This is a genomic window from Lentzea fradiae (assembly GCF_900100955.1).
GTDB lineage: Bacteria > Actinomycetota > Actinomycetes > Mycobacteriales > Pseudonocardiaceae > Lentzea > Lentzea fradiae.
Window position 1 is genome coordinate 73,519 of sequence record NZ_FNCC01000019.1, and the last position, 21,494, is coordinate 95,012.

The following is a 21,494-nucleotide window of genomic DNA, read 5'->3' on the forward strand; positions in this document are numbered from 1 at the left end:
CCCTGCCCACCAATGGCTCCGCGAACAGCTCCGCCAGATCGCCGCGAGTCTGTGACCCGCTCAGGTGGGGGTGCAGGTCAGCTTCGGCGCGGCCGCTCTCCCCGCGGCCTCGAACCCGAAGGTCGTGCTCCCACCGGCACCGATCGAACCGTTCCACCCGGCATCCGTGGCCACGACACCGGTGGCGTCCTGCCGCAGGGTGGCGTTCCACGAGTTCGTGAGCCGCTGACCGGCCGGCCACGTCCAGCTGACCCGCCATCCGGCCGTCGCCGTGGCGCGGTTGTTGGTGACGGTCACCGTCGCGACGTGCCCGCTGCTCCAGTCTCCGTTGACCTGCAGACTGGCCGAGCACCCCGCGGGTGGCAGGACCAGCAGCGTGACGGAGTTCGCCGGATACGTCGCCTCCACCCGCCCGTCCGCCACCGGAAGGTCGGTGCCGCGCACGATGGCACCGAGGTCGGCCGAGCCGTAGGTGAACCGCTGCGCCACGCCCGTGCCGTCGAACCCGGCCACCGACAACGGCGAGGTCAGCTCCTCACCGGTCTTGTTGACGACCATGACGGTCAGCGCCTTGTCCGACGAGCGTTCCGCTGCGTACACCGACAACCGGCCCTGGTCGGCTGAGGCCGCCGCCACGCTGACGTCACCGAACCGGCCGCCCGCGCCGTCGTAGTTGCGGTACATCCGGAACGCGTACGCGCCCGGATCGGTCGGCTTGGGCTCACCCCACATCGTGGCGAGGTCAAGACCTTCGCGCCCGAAGACACCCAGGATGTCGGCCTGCGCCAGCGCCCCGTTGATGTCGTCCAGCGCTCCCCAGTTGTACTCGGTGATCGCGGTCTTGGTGCCGGGGTAGTACTGGGCGATCCACGACTTCATCGTGCGGATGAACTGCAGCGGCGGCGCGTTGACCCCGCCAGGCCCGATCCACGACTCCTCGACGTACGTCGGGTCCCACAACGACCGGACCGACCGCAGCCGCAAGGCGTTGGCCTCCGGCGTCTTGTCACCGCTGATCTGCGGGTAGAAGTGCTGGTCGAAGTAGTCCAGGTAGCGCTTGCCGCCGTGCGCGTCGCTGAAGTCCTTCATGTTCTTCAGGTACCACTGGGAAAGGTTGAGCCCACCGTGCGCGGCCGAGTCGGCCCCCGGCCCGCAACCGTCCACACCGGACGCGACCCACTCGCAGTACCCCCAGCCGGAAGGGCCGAGCACCGCCGCACTGGGATCGGCGGCCTTGATAGCCGCGGCGGTCGCGGTGCCCTTGTCACCTAGCTCGTCGTACGAGACCAGCTCGGGATGCACGTCCCGATGGGTGTGCGCCCACAGCACAGGTTCGTTGTCGAGCTCGTAGATCGGCACACCACCCTCCGCCGCCGTGCCGAACCGGTCCACGAGATGCGACACCATCTCACCGGCGAACGCCGCGTCCGCCCTGACCGACGTGTCGGTGGGCACGCCGGCGAGGTTCTCCCCGTTCAGCAAACCGTTGCCGCAGTTGGGATCCCACTCGTCGAACCCGTCCTGCTGAGGGAACCGGGTCGCCGGGAACCCGCAGTTGAACGGGTGGGAGGAAGGCGAGTCCTTGGACACCCAGCCGATCAAGGGCACGGTGACGACCGGCTTGATGCCGCGACCGAGGTTGGAGCCGACGACACCCTCGAGGGAATGCGCATCGTCGGCGACGATGTTCTCGAAGAACCAGTCGCTGCCCGTGTTGTAGGTGCGGTTCTTGAAGTTGTAGCGGCTGGTCGCGTTACCGCCCCAGCGGGCCACCGTCTGGCCGATCTCGGCGTTGAAGGCCGGATCGCCACCGTTCAGGCCGTAGATGCCGGGACTGATCGCATGCCTCGCCGCAGCCACATCCACCGACAGTTCGGGCCCGTCGGCCGCCGGCGCACTCCAGGCCGTCTCGGCGGTGAACGCCGCCGCGACCAGAGACGCCACCGCCCCCGCGGCCACGAGCGTCCGCAATCGCCGAATGTTCGCCACGGAGTCTTCCTTTCGCGCCCTCACCGCAATCCACACTGACGCTCGTGCGAAATCAGGCGCAGGTCAAGACACTCATGACGCTTCGACGACATTCGATTCGAACGACAGATCGGCACGGACCGCGGTCCGTGCCGATCTGCGCGCCCCGGTCAGAAGTTCTTCTTCGAGACCGTCCAGGGATACTTGGACGCGAGCCCGGACGGGTCCAGGATGTACGAGCGGGCCGTCTGGTTGCCGTTGAGCACCATGTCGAGGAACTGGACGACCGTGGTCATGCCGTCGGTCATCTGGCTGCCGGTGATGAAGCCGACGTGCCCGGCCTGGGGGTGCATGGCCTGCACGGCCGGAACGGTGACCAGGTCGTAGTTGGCCCGCGTGTTGTCGTAGGCGACGTCAGAAGGCCCTCCGGCCATGAACAGGACCGGCGAGTGGAGCCGGGCGAGCTCGGCGCGGGAGTACCCGAAGGAACCGTCGGCGAAAAGACCGCTGTCCAGCGACACCACGGCGGACACCCGCCTGTCCTGCGCGGCGATCAGGGCCTCGATCCCACCGCAGGAATGGCCCGCGGCGGCGACCTTCGTCAAGTCGAGCCGCTGGGAAAGCGGTGCCCCGGAACGGTTCTGCTCCCGCTCCGCCCACGAGATCGCGTCGGTCAGCAAAGAGGGAATGGGAGATCCGCTCGGCACACCGTTGGGCGAACCGTTCGCCGAACCGGTGTTCACCACGACGACACCCTTCGACGCGATGAACGTCAACGCCCTGGTGACCTCGCTGTTGTCCGTGTGCGCGCAAGCGCCGTTGCCGAACACCAGCACCGGCATCGACACTCCCACCTCTTGCGGGTTCGCCGGCCGGAACACGGTGTAGCGGTTGTCGCCGTATGCGGCCTCCCGGGTGACCGAGAAGTTGTTGTCCACCAAGGAACCGTCCTCCGGCGGGGGCTCCGTCGTCTCCGATCCGTTGCAGACCACGCCGTTGAGCGTGAACGCCGACGGAACAGCAGGGCTGCCACCGGAGTTGGCGTTGAAGCCGAAGGAAACCGTCGCCCCGGTGCCCACAGCACCGTTCCACGACGCGTTGCTCACCGACACCCGCGTGCCCGACTGGGAGACAGAACCGTTCCACAGCTGGGTGATCCGCTCGTCACCGGCGAACGTCCACCCCACCTGCCAGCCGTTGACAGGACTGCCGAGGTTCGTCACCGTCACGGCCGCGCCGAACCCACCCGGCCACTGCGAACCGATCGTGTAATCCACCTGGCATCCGGCGGCGGACGACGTCGTTGCCGATACCGCACCGCCCGTGGCCAGCGCGGTGGTCGCAGCCACCGCGGCCACCACCGCCAACGTGGACCGGACACGGGGAACCGTCGAGAGCACAACCATCTCCTCGCTCGGGACCGAAAGGGAAGCCAACAGACCGGGGGAACCTTCGAACTGGGAACGCTCCCAACCAGCCTTCGCACTGTGTGCTGATGTCGGCACGCCCGTCAAGAGATGTGTCTGCTAAAAATTCGGGTTTCACCCGATCAGTCCAGGCGCGTTGGGCGAGGTGCCGTGCAACGCGCCGCAAGGCTCAGCGGACCAACAGCACCGGCTACTGCCGCGGACATCCGCCTTCGATGTACAGCCTCGTGGTCGGCTGCTCGGTCGTGCAGTCGGGCGTCTCACCGGTAGGAGCCGCCGGAGGACCGAGCCGACGACCGGTAGCTCCCTGGCGTCTGACCGACCAGCTCGGTGAAGGCGTCGATGAAGCTGCTGGGGTTCGACCAGCCCAGCCGGATCGCCGTGTCGGTGACCGAGGCACCGGCGGCCAGCTCGATCAGCGCCCGTTGGATGCGCAGCAGGGTGCGCCAGCGGTGGAAGCTCATCGACAGCTCGTTGCCGAACAGCCTGCTCAGGGTGCGTTCGCTGGCGCCGGTGCGGTGGCCCAGCTCGGCCAGGGTCGCCGGGCTTGCCGGGTTGGCGTGGAGCAGGTCGGTGACCGCCTTGAGGCGTCGGTCGGTGGGTTCGGGGAGGCGTAGCGGCTCCTGTGCGGCGCGAGCGAGCTCGGCGAGTACGACGTCGGTCAGCAGTCGCGCGCGGGGGCTCTCCAGCGGTTCGCCTTCGCTCATCAGCGCCAGGTATGCCTCGCGCAGCAACGCGCTCGCCGCGTAGACCGAGGGTTCGCCCGGCAGTTGCCCGGTCAGTGTCACGGGCAGCGACAGGACGCGGATGTCCGTTTCGCCGTACGCCTTGCTGCTGTGCACCGCGAAGGGCGGCACCCACATGATCCGGCTGGCCGGCGCCACCCAGGTGCCCATCTCGGTCGTGGTGACCAGGGCTCCACGTGCGGCGTAGCGGAGCTGGCCGTAGTCGTGGAAGTGCGCGGGCACGTCGGCACCGTGGGCCAGCGATGCCGACAACGGCGCGTCGTCGGTGCAGAAGCTCGGTTCGCCGCTGGGGATGGACACGCAATCGAGGCTACCCACCCGTTGGCGGGTTATCGGAAAAACCTGGCGTGATACCGGTGGCACGCCTGCCACCGCAGACCGCACCGTGAAGACATGACACAACAGCTCAAGTTCAGTGAAGGCCAGCGATGAGCCCGAAAAGGACCGGCACGATCGCAGTTTTCGGCGCTACAGGGCGACAAGGCGGGGCGGTGGTCGACGCGCTGCTGGATCACAAGGCGCGGGTGCGGGCTTTGGTCCGCGACCCGCGGTCCGGCCGGGCTCAGGCGCTGGCCGACCGCGGCGTCGAACTGGTGGGCATCCGGGCCGATGACCCGGCGTCGTTGGGTGCCGCGCTGGCGGCGGCCGAGGGGTTCTTCTTCATGACCCCGGAGGCGAACAGCCTCAAAGAAGTCGAGGCGGAGATCCGCATCGGAACCGCGCTCGTCGACGCGGCGGCCGAGGCGGGCGTTCCGCACGTCGTGTTCAACTCGGTCCTCGGAGCGGACCGGGAGTCGGGTGTGCCGCACCACGACTCGAAGCACCGGATCGAGGAGTACCTGGGGAAGTCAGGTCTGAGGGCCACGGTGGTCCGCCCGGCGCCCTTCATGGAGGAGATGGCACCGCGGCTGGAGCACGGGGAGATCGTGCTGAGGCTGCCGCTGCCGGAGGACGTCGCACTGAAGATGGTCTCGGTCAGGGACGTCGGCCGGGTCGCCGCCGCGCTGCTGCTCGGCATCGCGGAAGCACCCGGCGGAGCCGTCGAACTGGTCGGGGACGAGCTGACGGGGCCTCAGATCGCCGCGGCGTTCGGCGTTCACGCCGGGCTTCCGGCGCGGTATGAGGCACTTCCGTTGAGCGTGCTTCCCAGCGACCTCGACCAGGCGATGTTCCGCGAGTTCGCGGAGGCGGCGGAACGTCCCGCGGATCTTGCGGTGGTGCGGGCGATCGAGCCGGCCGCCCTGGACCTGGCCGGGTGGATCCGGGTCACCGGCTGGACCACGCCCCGGCTTCCTGACCATCCGAAGGCACGACGCGAGGAGTGCGAAACCTGATGCGAGCGATCACTTTCTCCGGCTACGGCGGGCCGGAAGTCCTGCGGCTGTCCGAAGTCCCGGTGCCGGAACCCGGCCCCGGGCAGGTGCGGCTGGCCGTCCGGGCCGCCGGGATCAACCCGCTCGACTGGAAGATCCGCAACGGCGGCAAGCAGCAGATTCCGGTGTCCTTCCCGCACATCCCGGGTTTGGAGGTGGCCGGTGTCGTCGACGCCGTTGGTGCGGGCGCGGAGTTCGCTGTCGGCGACGAGGTGTTCGGCTGGCCCGAGACCGGCTCCTACGCCGAGTACGCGCTGGCGACGACGCTCGCGCCCAAGCCCGCCGGCATCTCGTGGGCGGACGCGGCGGCGCTGCCAGTCGCCGGCGAGACCGCGCTTCGTGTCCTCGGACTGCTCGATGTCCGCGAAGGCGAGACGCTGCTCGTGCACGGCGCCAGCGGCACGGTCGAGCGCTTCGCCGCGCAGGTGGCCGTTGCGCGGGGCGTTACCGTCATCGGCACCGCCGGCAGCCGGAACCTCGACGACCTGAAGTCGCTGGGGGTTGTGCCCGTCCTTTACGGCGATGGCTGGGAGGGACGGGTTCGCGAGGCCACGCCGGGAGCGGTGGACGCCGTGTTCGACGCCGCGGGCTTCGGGGTGTTACCCGGGTCGGTGGAGCTGCGGGGGTCGAAGGAGCGGATCGTCACCATCGCCGACGGGGCCGCGTTCGAGCTGGGAATCCCGTACTCGGGTCCGGAGCAGTCGCGGGAGGTGCTGATCGAGGCCGCCGGCTGGGTCACCGGCCGTGGGGTCCAGATCGCGCAAGGCAAGAGCTACCCGCTCGAGGACGCGGCTGCCGCGCAGATCGAGAGCGAGGACGGTCACCCCGGCGGGAAGCTCACGCTCGCGGTCAGCTGAACGGGAACGCGGCTTACTGCCCTCTCAAGGTCGGGTGCAGCTCCGCCAGCTCTTCGTCCGGCGAGGCAGCGGCACCGGAGGTGGTGCGGGACGAGAAGGTGCGGCGGTAGTCGGTCGGGGTGGTTCCTGTCGCGACCCGGAAGTGGTGGCGGAAGTTCGCCGGGCTTCCCAGGCCGCACATCCGGCCGATGTGGTCGATGCCGGCGTCGGTCGTCTCCAGCAGTTCCCGGGCGCGGCTGACCCTGGCGGCCGTGAGCCACCTGATCGGGCTCACTCCGAGCTGTGCGGTGAACATGCGGGCGAACGTGCGCTCGGCGACCGCGGCGTGTGCGGCCAGGTCGGCGACTGCCAGCGGGGTGTCGAGGCGGTGCAGGGCCCACTCCAGGGTCGCGCTCAGCTCGATGCGGTTCGGTGGCGCCGGCGGGCGGGTCACGTACTGGGCCTGGCCGCCCTCGCGGTGTGGGGCGGCCACGATGCCGCGGGCGATCGACGTGGCCGTGGCCGCGCCGCAGTCCCGGCGCAGGAGGTGCAGGCAGAGGTCGATGCCGCTGGCCACCCCGGCCGAGGTGAGCAGGGAGCCGTTGTCGACGTAGAGCACTCCGGGGTCCACGTCGATGCGCGGGTGGCGGCGGGCCAGCTCGTCGGTGAGCAGCCAGTGGGTGGTCGCTCGCTTGCCGTCGAGCAGGCCGGTGGAGGCCAGGGCGAACGCGCCCGTGCAGATGGTGGCGATCCGCGCGCCCCGGGAGTGCGCCTCACGGAGCGCGTCCCGCACGTCCGGAGTGGCGTCCGGTGGGGTGTCCCGCTCCGAGCCCCGGTAAGCGGGCACGACCACCGTGTCCGCCTTGACCACCTCGTCGAGGCCGTGCGGCGCGACGAGCGACCAGCCGTTGAGGGTCTCGACCGGTCCGGCGGACCGCCCGCACAGGATGACGTCGTAGTGGCGGTGGTGGAGGCCGAAGGTCTGGAACGGCATGCCGACCTCCATCGGCTGCACACCGTCGAGGGCCAGTACCGCGACGCGATGCCGCCGCCGAGACGAACCGGTCATGGCGGAATCCTATCGAGCATGGGCATTCCTGCTACTCGTCGTGACAGGGCGGGACGCGAAGGATGAAGGCATGACAGACACTCGTCCCTTCCGCATCACCGTGCTCCTCTTCGACGGCGTCGAGGAGCTGGACTTCACCGGCCCGTGGGAGACGCTCCGGATCTGGCAGACGGTGGCGGCCCGTCCGGTGGACGTGCGCACGGCCAGCCTCGACGGGGCGCCCGTGCGCTGCTCGCTGGGGCTGACGGTCACGCCGGACGGCGGGATCGACGACGAGCCCCTGCCCGACCTCGTCGTGCACCCCGGCGGCGCGGGCATCGACGCGCTCCACGCCGACCAGGCCCACCTCGCCCGGATGCGGGCCCTGGCCGAGCGCGGCACGATCATGACCTCGGTCTGCAACGGCGCGATGGTCTACGCCGCGGCCGGGCTGCTCGACGGCCGGGCCGCCACCTCCCACTGGCTCGTCCTGGACGAGCTGGCCGGGCAGCACCCGGAGGTCGAGGTCGTCCGCGACCGGCGGTGGGTGGACACCGGACCGGTGGTGACCAGCGCGGGCGTCACCGCCGGCATCGACATGGCGCTGCACCTGGTCGACCGGCTGGAGAACACCGGCGCGGCCCGGGCAGTGGCGGGCGTGCTCGAGCACCCGTGGGACCCGGAGGTGGACCTCGTCTCGGCCACCAGTCCCGAGAACCGCCGGCACACGCTCGCCACGATCGCCCCGGTCATGCAGGCGGCCCGCGGGGGCGCTTGACCGCGACCTCGGAGGACCGACCGTGGTGGGCTCCTGCGAGCGCCGTCGATCCCAGAGTTCTCTGAGATCCGACCGCTAGCGTCGGCCGGATCTCGTTCCCACCAGCTCAGGAGGGATTGACGTGAAGGTACGAACCACCAGATCGGTGCTCGCGCTGGCCGCGGTGTTCCTGCTGGCCTTCGCCGGGACACCGGCTGTCGCGGCGGCACAGACGTGGCAGCTGGAGCAGTTCACGCGGACCAGCCGGATGTGCGTCCAGCAGGGCGACCGGAACCACGGCTCCTACTTCATCTACATCGTGACCGGGACCTGGTCCACGGATCTCAAGGTGGGGATGCTGGGACTCCCGCCCGGCTGGACCGCCACGGAGTACTCCCTCCCGCCGGGCGAGAACCACAAGGACCCCGACGGCTCGGTCATGGTCAACGGGTTCATCGGTGTGCAGGGACCCGCGTCCGTCGAGCTCGGGACCTACTACGCCTACATCTGGGTCACCGACGGGGTCGTGCTCGAGAAGCTCCCGACCGACATCATCGTCACCACCGACGACTGGGTCACCTGCATGAACAAGTCCTGACGACCGCGTCAGGGCACTGTGCGCCGGCCTGGGTCCGGGCTCTGGCCCAGGCCGGCGTTTTGAATCAGCCGCACCCGTTCACGCTCGTGTGCTCCGGCAATCGTTCAATTTTGGTCAACACTGAAGACATAGTGGTCACGAGGCTCGCGCGGGAGCGTGGTTCACGAGACCTCCACACCTTCTCCACGTGCGGCTCGCCGCCCGTCCCTAGGCTCCGAAGCCGACGTCCCGGGGTGGAGGAGGAGCGAATGCCGAGGCTGGTGCGATCCGAGGACGCCTGCCCGGCCGACCCGGCATCCCGTCGATGATCTCGCTCCAGAACCTCTTCCGTCCCGAGGCGGTGCGGCATCGTGCCGAGTGGCACCTGGGCGAGCCGCGTCATCGGTTCCCGCACACCGCGTTCCGGCGGCGGCGCCGGGTGCCGGTCGTCCACCAGACCGAGGCGACGGACTGCGGTCTGGCGTGTCTGACGATGGTGTTGCGGTGGCACGGCACGGAAGTCACGCTCCACGGGCTTCGGGAGAGGTTCCCGATCTCGGTTCGGGGCACCACCGTCGCGGACCTGGTGGCGATGGGGTCCGCGCTGGGCATGGCGCCGCGTGCGGTCAAAGCCGAACTTGGGCTGCTCCGGCAGCTCGCGGTGCCGTGCGTCCTGCACTGGGACATGAACCACTACGTGGTCCTGGAGTCCGCCGACCGTCGATATGCGTACGTCGTCGACCCCGCCGCCGGGCCGCGGCGGATGCCGCTCGCGGAGGTCTCGAAGCACTTCACCGGGGTCGCGCTGGAACTCAGTGCCCCGGCTTCCTGGCAGCCGCTGCCGACGCGGACCCGGTTCGGGTTCGGTGCTCTGCTGTCGCCGCTGCGGGCCCTCCGCGGGGTCATGCTGGCCGTCTTCCTCGCCGCGTGCCTCGTCGAGGGCGCGGCGCTGGTCGCCCCGTTCTACCTGCAGACGGTCATCGACAAGGTGGTCCGGATCGGGGACACGGGCCTGTTGCCGGTGCTCGCGGCCGGTTTCGGCGCGGTCGTCGTGGCCCAGGGCGCGCTCACCTTGGCGCGGTCGCTTCTGCTCAGCCGGTTGGGGTTGCGGTTCACCGAGCACTGGCTGGCGCGTGCCTACGCGACGCTGCTGACGTTGCCGATGTCGTTCTTCCAAGCGCGCTACGTCAGCGACGTCATCTCCAGGTTCCGCAGCGTCCGGGAGATCCAGACCCGGCTGTCGGTCGCGGCCATCGAGTCCATCGTGGACGGTGCGATGGGGGTGGTCACCGTCGTCATCCTCTTCGTCTACGACGCCCGGCTCGCGCTGGTCCCCACCGGGGCGTTCGTGCTGTACGCCGTCGTCAGGCGGCAGGTCGCGCTCCGGCAGCTCGACGCCGAGACCGAGCTGCTCCAGCACAACATCGGTCAGCAGGCGTACCTGCACGAGACCATCAAGGGCATCCAGGCCGTCAAGATGTTCGTGGCGGAGCCGTTCCGGCTGTCCGCGTGGTCGAACCACCTCGTCAAGTCGTCCAACCGCGAGGCACGGGTGCAGCGCCTGGTCGCGCTCAGCACGTCCGCCAAGGTCCTGATCGGCGGGGTGGAGAACATCGCCTCGATCGGCTTCGGCTCGGCCATGGTGATCGGCGGGCAGTGGAGCCTCGGCATGCTCTTCTCGTTCTACGGCTTCAAGGTGCTGTTCCAGAGCCGGTCGTACGCGCTGGTCGACAAGCTGGCCGAGGTGGCGTTGCTGCGACCGCATCTCGACCAGCTGGCGGACGTCATCTGCGCGAAGCCGGAGCCGGACCAGGGCGGTGAGCACGGTCGTGGCCGGATCGAGTCGCTGGAGCTGCGTGACGTCGGCTTCAGCTACTCGCCGCTGGACCGACCGGTCCTGGTGTCGTGCTCGTTCAAGGTCGAGCAGGGCGAGACGCTGGCGATCTCCGGCAGCTCCGGAGCCGGCAAGAGCACGCTCATCCGCGTGCTGGTCGGGCTCCTGACGCCCACGCACGGCCGGATCGTCGTCAACGGCGCGGAGCTGACCGACGAGGACCGGCGGTGGTACCGCGGCCGTCTCGGTGCGGTGATGCAGGACGACCAGCTGCTCGGCGGCACGATCAGGGAGAACATCTGCTTCGCGGACTCCGCGCCGGACCTGGAGCACATGCGGCGGTGCGCCGAGATCGCGTGCATCGCCGAAGATATCGAGCGGATGCCACTGGGGTTCGACACGCCGTGCGGCGACATGGGCTCCACGCTGTCCGGTGGCCAGCGCCAGCGGATCCTCCTGGCCAGAGCGCTCTACAAGCGACCGGACGTCCTGGTCCTCGACGAGGCGACCAGCAACCTCGACCCCCGCAACGAGGGGCGGGTGTTCGAGAACCTGCGGGCGTTGCCCATGATCAAGATCCTGGTCGCCCACCGCCAGGAGACGCTGCGGATGGCCGAGCGCACCCTGCCGCTGCGGCGGGGACGGCTCGGCACGACCGACCCCGCCTGATCACCCGAAGGTGTCCGGGAGCAGCCAGTGGCGGGCGAAGGACTCGAACGTGTCGGTCGGCCGGCGGTCCCGGCAGTACCGCCACCGGTTCGACCGGATGAACGGGTGCGGGTCCCTGCCCTCGGCGAGCAGGGCGGCGACCCCGGCCTTGAACTCCGCGACGTCGGGGAGCCGGACCTCCGTGCGCGGGTCGAACGGCGTGAACCAGGAGTCGGCCACGTCCGCGGTCGTGTACATCGGGTAGGTCATGTCGCAGATCCGGTACTCCCCCGTCCACAGCCGGGGCTCCGCACGCCCGAGGCGGATCGCCGTCACCCGGTGCAGCCCGTCCCGCACGAACAGGCGGCCATCGGGAAACCGGTCGACGACGATCGGGGCGGGGCGGCCGGAGGGCGACCGCACGTCACGGAAGTCGCCGCCGCTTCGCACGTGCGCCGTCATCGCCCGCCGCGTCGCCGGCGGCAGGCGGAAACCGGACTGGGTGGGGATCAGGGCGTCGAGTTCCAGCATCACCGCTCCGTGCCGGGCCACAGCTCGCGGACCAGGTGCCGGTCCAGCTCCCCCGTCCGCGCGGGCAGGCGGTCGGCTGGCCGCGCGATCACGGCCGAGATCTCCGGTGACTCGAACGGGACGGGCACCGCGGGGTGCTCGGCCAGGAAGACCGCGCCGCACTCCTCGCGGCGAAAGGGCTTGCGGGGTGAGGGCCGGAGGTCCAGGGTCATCACGGCGACGAGGCGCACGGCGACAGGGCCGATCCCCGTCTCCTCCCGCAGTTCGCGGCTCGCGCACTCGGCCGGCGACTCCCCCGCGTCACGCAGACCACCGGGCAGCTCCCAGCAGTCGCGCTGACGGTTGTGCACGAGCACCACCCCTCCGGGGACGCTCAGCAGGACGAGCGCGTGCGTGATCGGCCCGAAGCGCTCGGCGTCCTGGTCGACGCGCTCCAGGTGTACGAGACGGTCTCCCCGCTCGCCGAAGGTCAGCACGTCGTGACCCGGCGCCGCAGCGATGCACAACTGGCGAGGAGCGCGGGCAGGTTGTCGTGGAGCGCGTCGAGCACCCCTCGGGGCCGTTTCCCGGTGAGGTCCTCGAAGTCGGTACTCACGACCGCGTGCCGCCCCTCGGCCACCGCCAGTTCGATGTCGACCAGAGCGTCGGCCACGTGCTCCCACATGCCGAGCCTGAGCAGGTTTTGCCGCAGCACCACCGGTTCGGTCGTTACAGGGACGACCTCCCGGCCGCACAGTTCGCCCGCGACGGTCGCGATGGTCTGCCGGTCGATCACCGCGCTGCCGGTGATGTCGAGGACCCTGCGCCCACCGGTCTCCGCCGACAGTGCCGCCGCACAGGCACGTGCGCAGTCGTCGCGCAGGACGTAGCCGACCGGTGCGGCCGGGGCGATGGCGGTCAGCCTCCCGAACTCGACCACCACGGGAAGGGTGTCGAAGAACTGGTCGGCGTAGAGGTTGTTGCGCAGCACGGTCCAGTCGAGCGCGCTTTCCGCGAGGCACCGCTCGGTCTGCCAGTGGTCGTCGAACAACGACGGCTCCGGCGTCGGCCGAGGCGAGCTGATCGACGTGTAGACGACGTGCGTGACGCCACTGCGTTGTGCTGCCTCGATCACGGCCCGGTGCCGCGCGAGCCGACGCCTGCGGGTCGGGTCGGAACCGGTGCTGATGAGCAGCAGGCGATCGACACCGGCGAACGCGCGGTCCAGGGAGCCGGGCTGGTCGAAGTCGGCGAAGCGGATTTCGACGCCGTCGCGCACGAGGTCGGCGGCCCGTTCCGGCGAGCGCGTCGTGGCCACCACGCGCTCGCCGGTCCGCAACAGCTCGACGACCCGGCGACCGAGGCGTCCGTTCGCTCCCGCCACCAGCAACGTCCGCCCGCTCACACCGCCACCTGAGCGGCGTCGACGCGCTCCTTGCCGGACAACGCCCGCAGGTCCGCGATCTCGCGCAACCACAGCGTCGAGACCGCGTCGCTCGGCATGCGCCAGTCTGCCCTGGGGGACAGTCCGACCACCGTGACCTTCGGTCCGTCCGGCATCGCCGACCGCTTGTACTGGCTGTTGAAGAAGGCGTAGTAGAAGATCCCCATCCACTTGAGGATCTGCTCCGGTGTGTACCGGCCGTCGAACGCCCGCTCCGCGAGCCGGAACACCTTCGTCGGCGAGAACCCCGAACGCACCGTGTGGAACAGGAAGAAGTCCTGGAGCTCGTCGGGGCCGACGATCTCCTCCGTGGTCTGCGAGGAGCGGCCGTCCGCGGTCGGCGGCAACAGCTCCGCGGTGCTCGGCGTGGCGCAGATGTCGCGCAGGACCGCCGCGGTCTCGTCGTCGAACAGGTTGTCCGCACACCACTCCACCAGCTGCCGCACGAGCGTCTTGGGCACTCCGGCGTTGACGTGGTACATCGACATGTGGTCGCCGTTGAACGTGCAGTAGCCCAGCGCCAGCTCGGAGAGGTCTCCGGTGCCGAGGTTGAAACCACCGTGCAGACCGGCGACGTCCATCAGTATCCGGGTCCGCTCCCGCGCCTGCGCGTTCTGGAACGTCGCGTCGTGGCGTCCGGAGTGCCCGATCGCGCCGAGGTGGTGCCTGGTCGACTCCCCGATCGGGACCACCTCGCACGTGACGCCCAGGAGCCGGGCCAGCGCCTCGGCGTTGCCCCGCGTCCGGCTGGTCGTCCCGGGGCCGGGCATCGTGACCGCGACGATGCCCCGCCGGTCGACCACCAGCCGGTCGAAGGACGCCGCCGCGACCAGCAGGGCCAGGGTCGAGTCGAGGCCACCGGACAGGCCGATGCTCACCACCGGCCCGCGACCGCCTCGCCCCGCTGTCAGGTGCCTCAGGCGCGTGCACAGCGCCGTGGTCTGGATCGTGAACGCCTCGAAGCAGTGCTCCGCCCGATCGTCGGGGTCCTCCGGGACGAACGGCGTTCGTGACGGCACCGGTCTCAGCGCACCGGGGGCGGGACCGGCGGAGTCCGGCCGCGGCAGGTGGAAGTCGACCCTGCGCAGCGGCCCGCCGGTGGAGGAGGAGAACCCGGAGCCGCGCGCCCGCTCCGCGTTGAGGTGCTGGAGGTCCACATCGGTCACGACCTGCTCGGTCTCGAAGCCGAACCGGCGCGACTCGGCCAGGGTGACACCGTTCTCGGCGATCATCGAGTGGCCGCCGAACACGACGTCGGTCGAGGACTCGCCCGGACCGGCAGCGGCGTAGACGTAGGCCGCCGCACACCGCGCGGCCTGCTCGCGGACCAGGTCACGACGGCGACGGGCCTTGCCCGCCAGCTCGTTGCTCGCCGAAGGGTTGACCAGGACCGTCGCGCCGCCGAGCGCCAACCGGCCGCTCGCCGGTTGCGGTGTCCACAGGTCTTCGCAGATCTCGACGCCGATCGCGCACCCCGGTAGGTTGCGGGCCGTGAACACCAGGTCCTCGCCGAACGGGGCCTGGCGGCCCGCGATCTCCACCTCGTCGTGCGTCCGCAGCGCACCGGAGGTGAACCAGCGCTGCTCGTAGTACTCCCCCGCTGTGGGCAGGCAGACCTTGGGCACGACGCCGGCGAGCCTGCCGCCGGACACGAGGGCTGCGCAGTTGTAGAGGCGTCCGCCCACCCGGACCGGGAGACCGACGACGGCCGCGACGCCCAGCCGCCTGCTCACCCGGAGCACCTCGCGCAGCCCTTGCTCCGCGGCGTCGAGCAGCACCTCCTGGTGGAACAGGTCGGCGCACGTGTACCCGGTGAGCCCCAGCTCGGGAAACACGGCGAGCCGGCAGCCGCGAGCGGCGACCCGTTCCAGCGCCTCGACGGTGGCGCGCGTGTTGTGGGCGACGTCGGCCACCCGCACCGACGGCGACACCGCGGCCAGGCGAAGGTAGCCGAGGTCGTCGCCGGTGAGGTCTTCGTTGCGTTCCATGATGTTCGGCTCCCCCGTTCGGCGCGGGTACGACGGGAAGGGGAGGACCGCCGCAGGTAACCGCCGGTCCTCCCCCGCGCGTTCGCCCGGTCCAAGCACGCTTCCAGAACTGCTGTCCGTAACGCCCCGCCCCGCTCGCGACTATCTTTCGTGTTTCCCGTGTAGTACGCGGGGGCCCTACGTCCCATGTACGGAAACGTAGGGCCCCCGCGTTCCCAAGACACGTCACGCAGCGCAGGCGGGACCGCCTGGGTGGGTGACGCGCGGGCGGGTGTTTGGCGGGAGAAGGGACAGAACCGCTGGCGGAGTGCTTAGTGGATGGCCTCGCCGAGCGCGCCGCCGACCTCGCGCAGCAGCTCGGCGGGCACCTCCTGCAGAGCGCTCATCCGGCCGGTCGCCTCGGTCGTGTCGGCGATGTAGGACTCGATCGCGCCCGTGTCGAGCGACTTGTTGTCCACGATGTCGGCTCCTTTCGATCTCGTTGGCACCGGTGTGCGCCACCAGTGCGGCGGAACTGGCTTCTGCACGTTAACTCCTTGCAGGGCAACGGTTCGCGACTCGATCCGTGGACCATCCGGGTCCTCGCGGCTCCACGGATCTCCACGGGATCTCCATGAACCGCCGCCGCCCGCGCTGGTTCGCTGAGAGGCGATGACGACAAGATCAGGTGGGTTCAGGGATCGCCAGCTGGGGCCGACGCTGTCGCACGCCGCGCGTCACCCGTTCTACCGCGACCACTGGGCTCCGCACCTCGGCGCACCCAGCGCCCGTGACCCGTGGGCGCTGCTCGACGCCCTGCCGCCGACCGAGCGGCGGCACCTGAGCGAGGACGTCACGCCGATGCTCGACGACGGGGACGAGATCGTCGCTGTCGGTTTCTCGTCCGGCTCGACCGGATCGGCCATGACCCGGTACTTCACCGCGCGCGAGCGGGAGCTCGCAGGCATGTTCACCAAGGCCGGACCCGCGCGGACAGGCGCGGTGAGGCCGTTGCGGCTGGACTTCCCGTCCACGTGGCACGGGGTGGGCGGCGCCGACACGCCGGGTGCGGTGCTGATCCCGGGAACCGTGGTGGACGACGAACACGCCGAGCGCACCGTCCACATGCTGCGCAGGAGGTTCACCGCACCGGGGGTCGCCTCCCGCGTGTCCATGCTGTCGGGCGGGGTCATCGGCATCCACGCCTTCACCCGGTACGTCGTCGACCACGAGATCCCGGTCTCCGACTTCGCGATCGAGGTCGTCGGGCTCTTCGGCGGCTACCCCGGTCGCCGGCGGCTCGCCTGGCTGGGCGAGTACTGGAAGTGCCCCGTGCTCGACAGCTTCTCCGTCTCGGAGTGCCGCGGGAAAGCGTTGGTGTGCCCGAACTGCGGGTATCTGGAGTTCGACCCGCAACTGGTGGCGCAGGCACTCGCGCTCGACTCCCCCGAGCCGGTCACGTCCGGCACGGCGAGGCTGGCCGTGACGGAGCTCTACCCCTTCGGCATCGCCCAGCCGATCGTCAAGTACCTGACCGGCGACCTCGTCGAGGTGCTCGACGACACCTCCGCGTGCCGTCCCGGCCACGTCGGCGGGCTGCGCCGGATCGGCCGGGCCGAGACCTCGGTCACCGCTTCTGCCAACGGGACGACGACGGTGCTCGTCCCGTCGCAGGTCCTGTTCGACGCCTTCGACCGGCCAGGCGTGTGCCGTGCCGACTTCCGCTCGACGCTGAGCGGAATGACGGTCAACGACCTCGCACAGCCTTACGTCCACGCGTCGCTCAGCGAAACGGAAGGCACGCTGCGCCTCCGGTGCCGCTATCGGCCGGACGGCTCGGGCATCGACTGCACCGCCGACGCCCTCGCGGCGCTGCTGTCGTGGCCTGTGGCCCGCGCCTGGGCGGACAGCGGACGGCTTGTCATCGACCTGGTCGCCGATCCCGCCACGGCGCCACCGCGGTCGAAGTTCGCCTGACGCCCCGCCACCCCGAGGAACGCGTCGAGCTCGCCCGAGAACACCGGCCAGGCCGGATCGTCGTCCGCCAGGAGGTGGCTGTCGCCGGGCATCGCGACGAAAGTGCTTCCCCGCAACAGGTTCGCGAGTTCGAGCCCAGCGGCCAACGGCACGGCTCGGTCGTCCCGGGCGTGCACGACCAGGACCGGGCACCGCACCGCCGCGGCTTCCGCGCGAATGTCCACGTGGGCGAACAGGTTCACGATGTGCACAGCGGTCTCCGGCTCGACGGCCAGCCGGCGGGCCTCGTCGAACCGCTCCCACTCCTCACGGCTGGCCCTCGGCAGCATCCTGGCCGTGAAGACCTGGCGGAGACCGGGCTCGTCGTGCTCCCAGCCCATCCGGGCGAGGTCGAGGTCGAACGCCGCCAGCTCCTTCTCCCGCTGGGTCGTGGCCCTGGCCATCCGTCCCCGCGCGAACGCCCCGTGGAGGACCAGGCCGCCGACCCGCTCCGGGTGGCGGCCTGCGAAGGCGACGGCGACCGCGGCGCCCTCGGACACGCCGAGGAGCGGGAACCTCTCCAGGCCGAGCGCGTCCACGACCGCCAGCAGGTCGTCCACCCAGTCGTCGAGGCTGAAGCGACCGACCTCCCGGTCGGACAGCCCGCAGCCACGCGCGTCGTAGCGGACCAGCGTGTGCCGTTCGGACAGACGCGGCAGCCAGTGCCCCGGCGCCCCCTCGTCCAGGCTCGTCATGCCCCGGGCGGCCTGGACGAGCACCGGACCGGACCCGGTCAGCGCGTGAGCCAGCCGGACGCCGTCCCGCGAGGTGCAGAACCGGATTCCCTGCTGCGGCCACATAACGGGTTCACTCTGCGGCACGCTGACGGCGTCACGCACCTCGCGCACCGGCGCCACCAACTGGTAGCCGCGACCGAACATCGTCCGGATGACGCGCTGGGACGTCCCGTTGTCCCCTACGGCCCGCCGTGCGGCCTTCACACGGGACGCCAGCGCCGAGTCGCTCACGAAGCGGTCGCCCCACACGCTGTCCAGCAGCTCGGTCCGGGGCACCACCCGGTCGCGGTGACGGACCAGGTGGAGCAGCACCTGGAACACCTGCGGCTCCACGTGCAGCCGCTCGCCGCCCCGGCGCAGCTCCAGTCGCGCCGGGTCGAGGGAGTAGTCCTCGAACTCGTAGCGCACCGGTTCCTTCTCCCCCGACACCCACCACACCCTCTCCGCACACGGCACGCGCTCCCCCTCGGCTGTGCCACCGCAGTCAAGCCGCCGGACCCGAAACTCCCAGTCGTGGCTGGACGGCGAGTGGACGTCGTCCGGTCGTGGCTGGACGACGTCTGGACCGACGAGGCGGGATCACGCGTGCTGGTGTGCGACTCCCAGACCTGCTCGGGCGCGGTCCTGCTCGTCCTGGTCGCCGGTGGCGGTGGCGATCCGCAGGGCGCTGGTGTGGGCGTCGCGGGCCTCGTCCAGCCGACCGGCCGTCCGCAGGATCTCGCCGAGACCGTTGAGGGCGCTCGCCTCCCCGTACCGGTGACCGATGTCCCGGAACGTCTCCACGGCGGACGTGTAGCAGCGGTGCGCCTGGGACAGGTCGCCCAGCCGGGTGTGGACGTTGCCCAGGTTGCTCAGGGTCGATGCCACGCCGTAGCTGTGGTCGAGGCGCTGGAACAGCTCGTGTGCCTCGGAGAGGTGACGGACCGCGTCCGGGTAGCGCCGCAGGTTCGCGCACACGTCACCGAGGTTGGCCAGGGCGCTGGCCTCTCCGACCGCGTCGCCGAGACGGCGGAACAGCTCCAGCGCGCGTTCCAGGTACTCGGCGGCATCGGCGTGGTGACCGGGGCGGCTGTACGCGTTGCCGAGGTTGAGCAACGCCGCCGCCTCCCCGTACCGGCTGCCCAGCCGCTGGTGCAGGGCCAGCGCCTCCTGGTGCAGTGACGCCGCTTCCTCGTACTCCCCGAGCCGTTCCTGGACGATGCCGAGGTTCGACAACGCCCGTGCCGCGCCGTAGTGGTCGCCGGTCCGCCGGTGCAGCTCCACCGCCTCGTGCAGGTGCTTGGCCGCTTGGTCGTAGTCGCCGAGCAGGCGGCGCAGTGCGCCGAGGTTGGTCAGTGCCGCGGCCAGCACGCCGTCCTCGCCGGACCGCTGGGCGGCGCGCAACGCGCACTCGTGGATGGCCGACGCGTCCGCGTAGTGACCACCCTCCAGGTAGCGGAACAGCGTGTTCGCCAGGTCGGTCGCGTAGCGGAGCCGGTCGTCCCCCTCGGCGAAACGGCACAGGGCGACGAGCGTGGGCCGTTCGGCGTCGAGCCAGGCACGCGCGGCGTCGGCGGTGGAGAACGCGAGCGGCGGCGTCACGGAGACGCCGGGCCGGTAGGGGCGGTCGGCCGGGTAGAGCAGGTCCATCGCCGCCGACGCGGTCGCCAGGTGGTGGGCGAGCAGCCGCTCGGTAGCGGCGGACCGCTCCGGTGCCGGGTCGTGCTCGCGGGCCAGCTCCTCGGCGTAGGCGCGCAGGAGGTCGTGCATGACGAACCTGCCCGCCGGGACCGGCTGCACGAGGTGGTTGCGGGCCAGCACCTCCAGGGTCCGGCGCGAGGAGTCCTGGTCGCTCCCGGTGAGAGCGGCGAGCGCGAACGGTGTCACGTCCGGGCTCGCGTGCAGCCCCAGTCGCCGGAACGCCAGCGCGACCTGCGTCGGCAACTGGAGGTACGACCACGAGAAGACGGTCCGCACGGCGGCGCGGACGTCGTCTCCGGCGTCGAGCACGTGCAGCCGGCGGCGGCGGTCGGCCAGTTCGCCGGTCAGCTCGGCCAGCGCGCTGTCCGGGCGGGACGCGGCCAGCTCGGCGGCGACCCGCAGAGCGAGCGGCAACCGGCCGCACTGCGCGGCCAGCTCCGCCGCCGCGGCGGGTTCCCTCCGCACCCGCTCGCCGATCAGCGTGCGCAGCAGCGCCGTCGAGTCCGGCTCCGGCAGCAGGTCCAGGTCGAGCCGGTGGGCGCCGTGCAGCGCGACCAGGCCCGCCAGGCTGGTGCGGCTGGTCACCAGCACCAGGCAGCCCGGTGTGCCGGGCAGCAGCGGCCGGACCTGGTCCACCGCCGAGGCGTTGTCGAGCACGACCAGCACCCGCCGGTCGGCCAGCTCGGCGCGGTACCGGGCGGCCCGCTGGTCGGGGTCGACCGGGACGTCCGCCCCGGTGACACCGAGGCCGTCGAGCAGGCGGCTCAGGGCGTCCTCCGCCGTCACCGGCGACCGCGGGTCGTAGCCGCGCAGGTCCACGTACAGCTGCCCGTCGGGGAAGTCCGGCCGGAGGCGGTGGGCGCAGTGCAGCACGAGCGCCGTCTTGCCCACGCCTGCCGTGCCGCACACGACGACGATGGGCACCCCGGTCCGCGCCCCGGTCTGCCCGGCGCCCAGCACCCGGCCGAGCTCGGCGAGCTCCGCGTGCCGGCCGGTGAAGCCGAACACGTCGCCCGGCAGCTGGTTCACGCCGGACGACGCGGGCCGCGGCTCCGCCCGCGGGGCGGGGTCCACGGGCGTCTCCTCGATCGCGTCGAGGTACGCGGCGGTCAGCTCGGGCCCCGGGCTGACCCCCAGCTCCTCCGCGAGGTGCCGCCGCACCAGGTTGTAGGTGTCGAACGCCTGGTCGCGCTGACCGGCCGCCGTGTAGGCCCGGACGAGCAACGCGTGCATCGCCTCGTCGAGACCGTGCGCGGCGACGTCCTCGACCAGTGCGGGCAGGACGTCGCGCGGCGCCCCGATCGCGATCATCACCTCGGCGTGCCGGGCCAGTGCCGCCCGGCGCTCCCCTGCCAGCGTGACGACGGCGGGGTGGGCGTCGAGCACCGGCACGTCGGCCAGCGGACGTCCGTGCCACAACCCCAACGCCTGGCCCAGCAGGTCCGCGGCCTGCCGCGGGTCGTCGCGCGCCACGGGGACGGCGCGGGCGACCAACGAGCGGAACCGGACCACGTCCACCCCGTCCGGCGGCAGGGTCAGCGCGTACCCGTCGCCCACGGCGGGCAGGAACGTGCTGGGCGCACGGGCGCCGCGGTCCGGTTCGAGCACCTGCCGCAGGTGCTTGACGTGGGTGTGGATGACGTTGGACGCGCTGAGCGGCGGTCGTTCCCCCCACAGCGCGTCGACCAGCTCGGCGCGGGTCACCGGCTTGCCGCCGGCGAGGGCGAGCAGGCCGAACACGGCTTTGCGGCCGGCCGGGCCGAGCGCCAGCTCGGTGCCGTCACGCCAGGCCCTGATGGGGCCCAGCACCTGAACGACCAGCACTCACAACCCCTAACACACCGCTCGTCGCGGCGAACGAAACCTCATGCTGGCACGCCGTCCAGAACCGCTCCAGCCGCCATCCAGACCATCTGCCCGGTGGCT

At 71.0% G+C, this 21,494-nt stretch carries 16 protein-coding genes; 5 read left to right on the forward strand and 11 right to left on the reverse strand.

The features are described from left to right. Positions 1-60: 60 nt before the first annotated feature. The 3 genes from BLT23_RS35305 to BLT23_RS35315 form a co-directional block, all read right to left on the reverse strand. A complete protein-coding gene (locus tag BLT23_RS35305; RefSeq protein ID WP_245744521.1) occupies positions 61-1,989 on the reverse strand; it encodes a glycoside hydrolase family 44 protein in 1,929 nt (642 codons plus the stop codon). A 149-nt stretch (positions 1,990-2,138) separates the two neighbouring features. After that, positions 2,139-3,317, reverse strand: coding sequence for a cellulose binding domain-containing protein (locus tag BLT23_RS35310; RefSeq protein ID WP_218133980.1), 1,179 nt, complete (start codon positions 3,315-3,317; stop codon positions 2,139-2,141). A gap of 338 nt (positions 3,318-3,655) precedes the next feature. Then, complete coding sequence (locus tag BLT23_RS35315) at positions 3,656-4,441, reverse strand: AraC family transcriptional regulator (protein WP_090058375.1); 786 nt, start codon at positions 4,439-4,441, stop codon at positions 3,656-3,658. 128 nt (positions 4,442-4,569) lie between these two features. Here BLT23_RS35315 and BLT23_RS35320 point away from each other — a divergent pair, with 128 nt between their 5' ends. Both BLT23_RS35320 and BLT23_RS35325 read left to right on the forward strand, forming a co-directional pair. Then, positions 4,570-5,475, forward strand: a complete 906-nt coding sequence (locus BLT23_RS35320) for an NmrA/HSCARG family protein (RefSeq protein WP_090058379.1) — start codon at positions 4,570-4,572, stop codon at positions 5,473-5,475. Next, a complete protein-coding gene (locus BLT23_RS35325; protein WP_090058382.1) occupies positions 5,475-6,371 on the forward strand; it encodes an NADP-dependent oxidoreductase in 897 nt (298 codons plus the stop codon). The genes BLT23_RS35320 and BLT23_RS35325 overlap by 1 nt, the downstream gene beginning before the upstream one ends. 13 nt (positions 6,372-6,384) lie before the next feature. On the opposite strand, the gene BLT23_RS35330 is transcribed toward BLT23_RS35325, so the two are convergent. Beyond that, on the reverse strand, positions 6,385-7,419 hold the full coding sequence (locus BLT23_RS35330) for a GlxA family transcriptional regulator (protein ID WP_218133981.1): 1,035 nt from the start codon (positions 7,417-7,419) through the stop codon (positions 6,385-6,387). Between the two features lie 70 nt (positions 7,420-7,489). Here BLT23_RS35330 and BLT23_RS35335 point away from each other — a divergent pair, with 70 nt between their 5' ends. The 3 genes from BLT23_RS35335 (at position 7,490) to BLT23_RS35345 (ending at position 11,235) form a co-directional block, all read left to right on the forward strand. Continuing rightward, positions 7,490-8,176 carry a DJ-1/PfpI family protein gene (locus BLT23_RS35335; RefSeq protein ID WP_090058386.1) on the forward strand — a complete coding sequence of 229 codons (687 nt, stop codon included), beginning with the start codon at positions 7,490-7,492 and terminating at the stop codon, positions 8,174-8,176. Between the two features lie 121 nt (positions 8,177-8,297). Further along, positions 8,298-8,753 carry a DUF5980 family protein gene (locus BLT23_RS35340; RefSeq protein ID WP_143036151.1) on the forward strand — a complete coding sequence of 152 codons (456 nt, stop codon included), beginning with the start codon at positions 8,298-8,300 and terminating at the stop codon, positions 8,751-8,753. 304 nt (positions 8,754-9,057) lie between these two features. Further along, on the forward strand, positions 9,058-11,235 hold the full coding sequence (locus BLT23_RS35345) for a peptidase domain-containing ABC transporter (RefSeq protein ID WP_090058394.1): 2,178 nt from the start codon (positions 9,058-9,060) through the stop codon (positions 11,233-11,235). On the opposite strand, the gene BLT23_RS35350 is transcribed toward BLT23_RS35345, so the two are convergent. From BLT23_RS35350 to BLT23_RS35375, 7 genes are all read right to left on the reverse strand, one after another. Further along, positions 11,236-11,745, reverse strand: coding sequence for a ParB N-terminal domain-containing protein (locus BLT23_RS35350; protein WP_143036152.1), 510 nt, complete (start codon positions 11,743-11,745; stop codon positions 11,236-11,238). Further along, positions 11,745-12,221, reverse strand: a complete 477-nt coding sequence (locus BLT23_RS35355) for an NUDIX domain-containing protein (RefSeq protein ID WP_218133982.1) — start codon at positions 12,219-12,221, stop codon at positions 11,745-11,747. Before BLT23_RS35355 ends, BLT23_RS35350 begins: the two co-directional genes overlap by 1 nt. After that, positions 12,215-13,129 carry an NAD(P)H-binding protein gene (locus BLT23_RS35360; RefSeq protein ID WP_176947070.1) on the reverse strand — a complete coding sequence of 305 codons (915 nt, stop codon included), beginning with the start codon at positions 13,127-13,129 and terminating at the stop codon, positions 12,215-12,217. The genes BLT23_RS35355 and BLT23_RS35360 overlap by 7 nt, the downstream gene beginning before the upstream one ends. Next, complete coding sequence (locus BLT23_RS35365; protein ID WP_090058407.1) at positions 13,126-15,156, reverse strand: NAD(+) synthase; 2,031 nt, start codon at positions 15,154-15,156, stop codon at positions 13,126-13,128. Before BLT23_RS35365 ends, BLT23_RS35360 begins: the two co-directional genes overlap by 4 nt. 311 nt (positions 15,157-15,467) lie before the next feature. After that, positions 15,468-15,614 carry a hypothetical protein gene (locus tag BLT23_RS41130; protein ID WP_176947071.1) on the reverse strand — a complete coding sequence of 49 codons (147 nt, stop codon included), beginning with the start codon at positions 15,612-15,614 and terminating at the stop codon, positions 15,468-15,470. A gap of 1,341 nt (positions 15,615-16,955) precedes the next feature. Then, positions 16,956-18,317, reverse strand: a complete 1,362-nt coding sequence (locus BLT23_RS35370; RefSeq protein ID WP_245744523.1) for an alpha/beta hydrolase — start codon at positions 18,315-18,317, stop codon at positions 16,956-16,958. 150 nt (positions 18,318-18,467) lie between these two features. Further along, positions 18,468-21,392 (reverse strand): AfsR/SARP family transcriptional regulator, encoded by a 2,925-nt coding sequence (locus tag BLT23_RS35375; RefSeq protein WP_090058411.1) that lies wholly within the window; start codon positions 21,390-21,392, stop codon positions 18,468-18,470. Positions 21,393-21,494 lie beyond the last annotated feature (102 nt).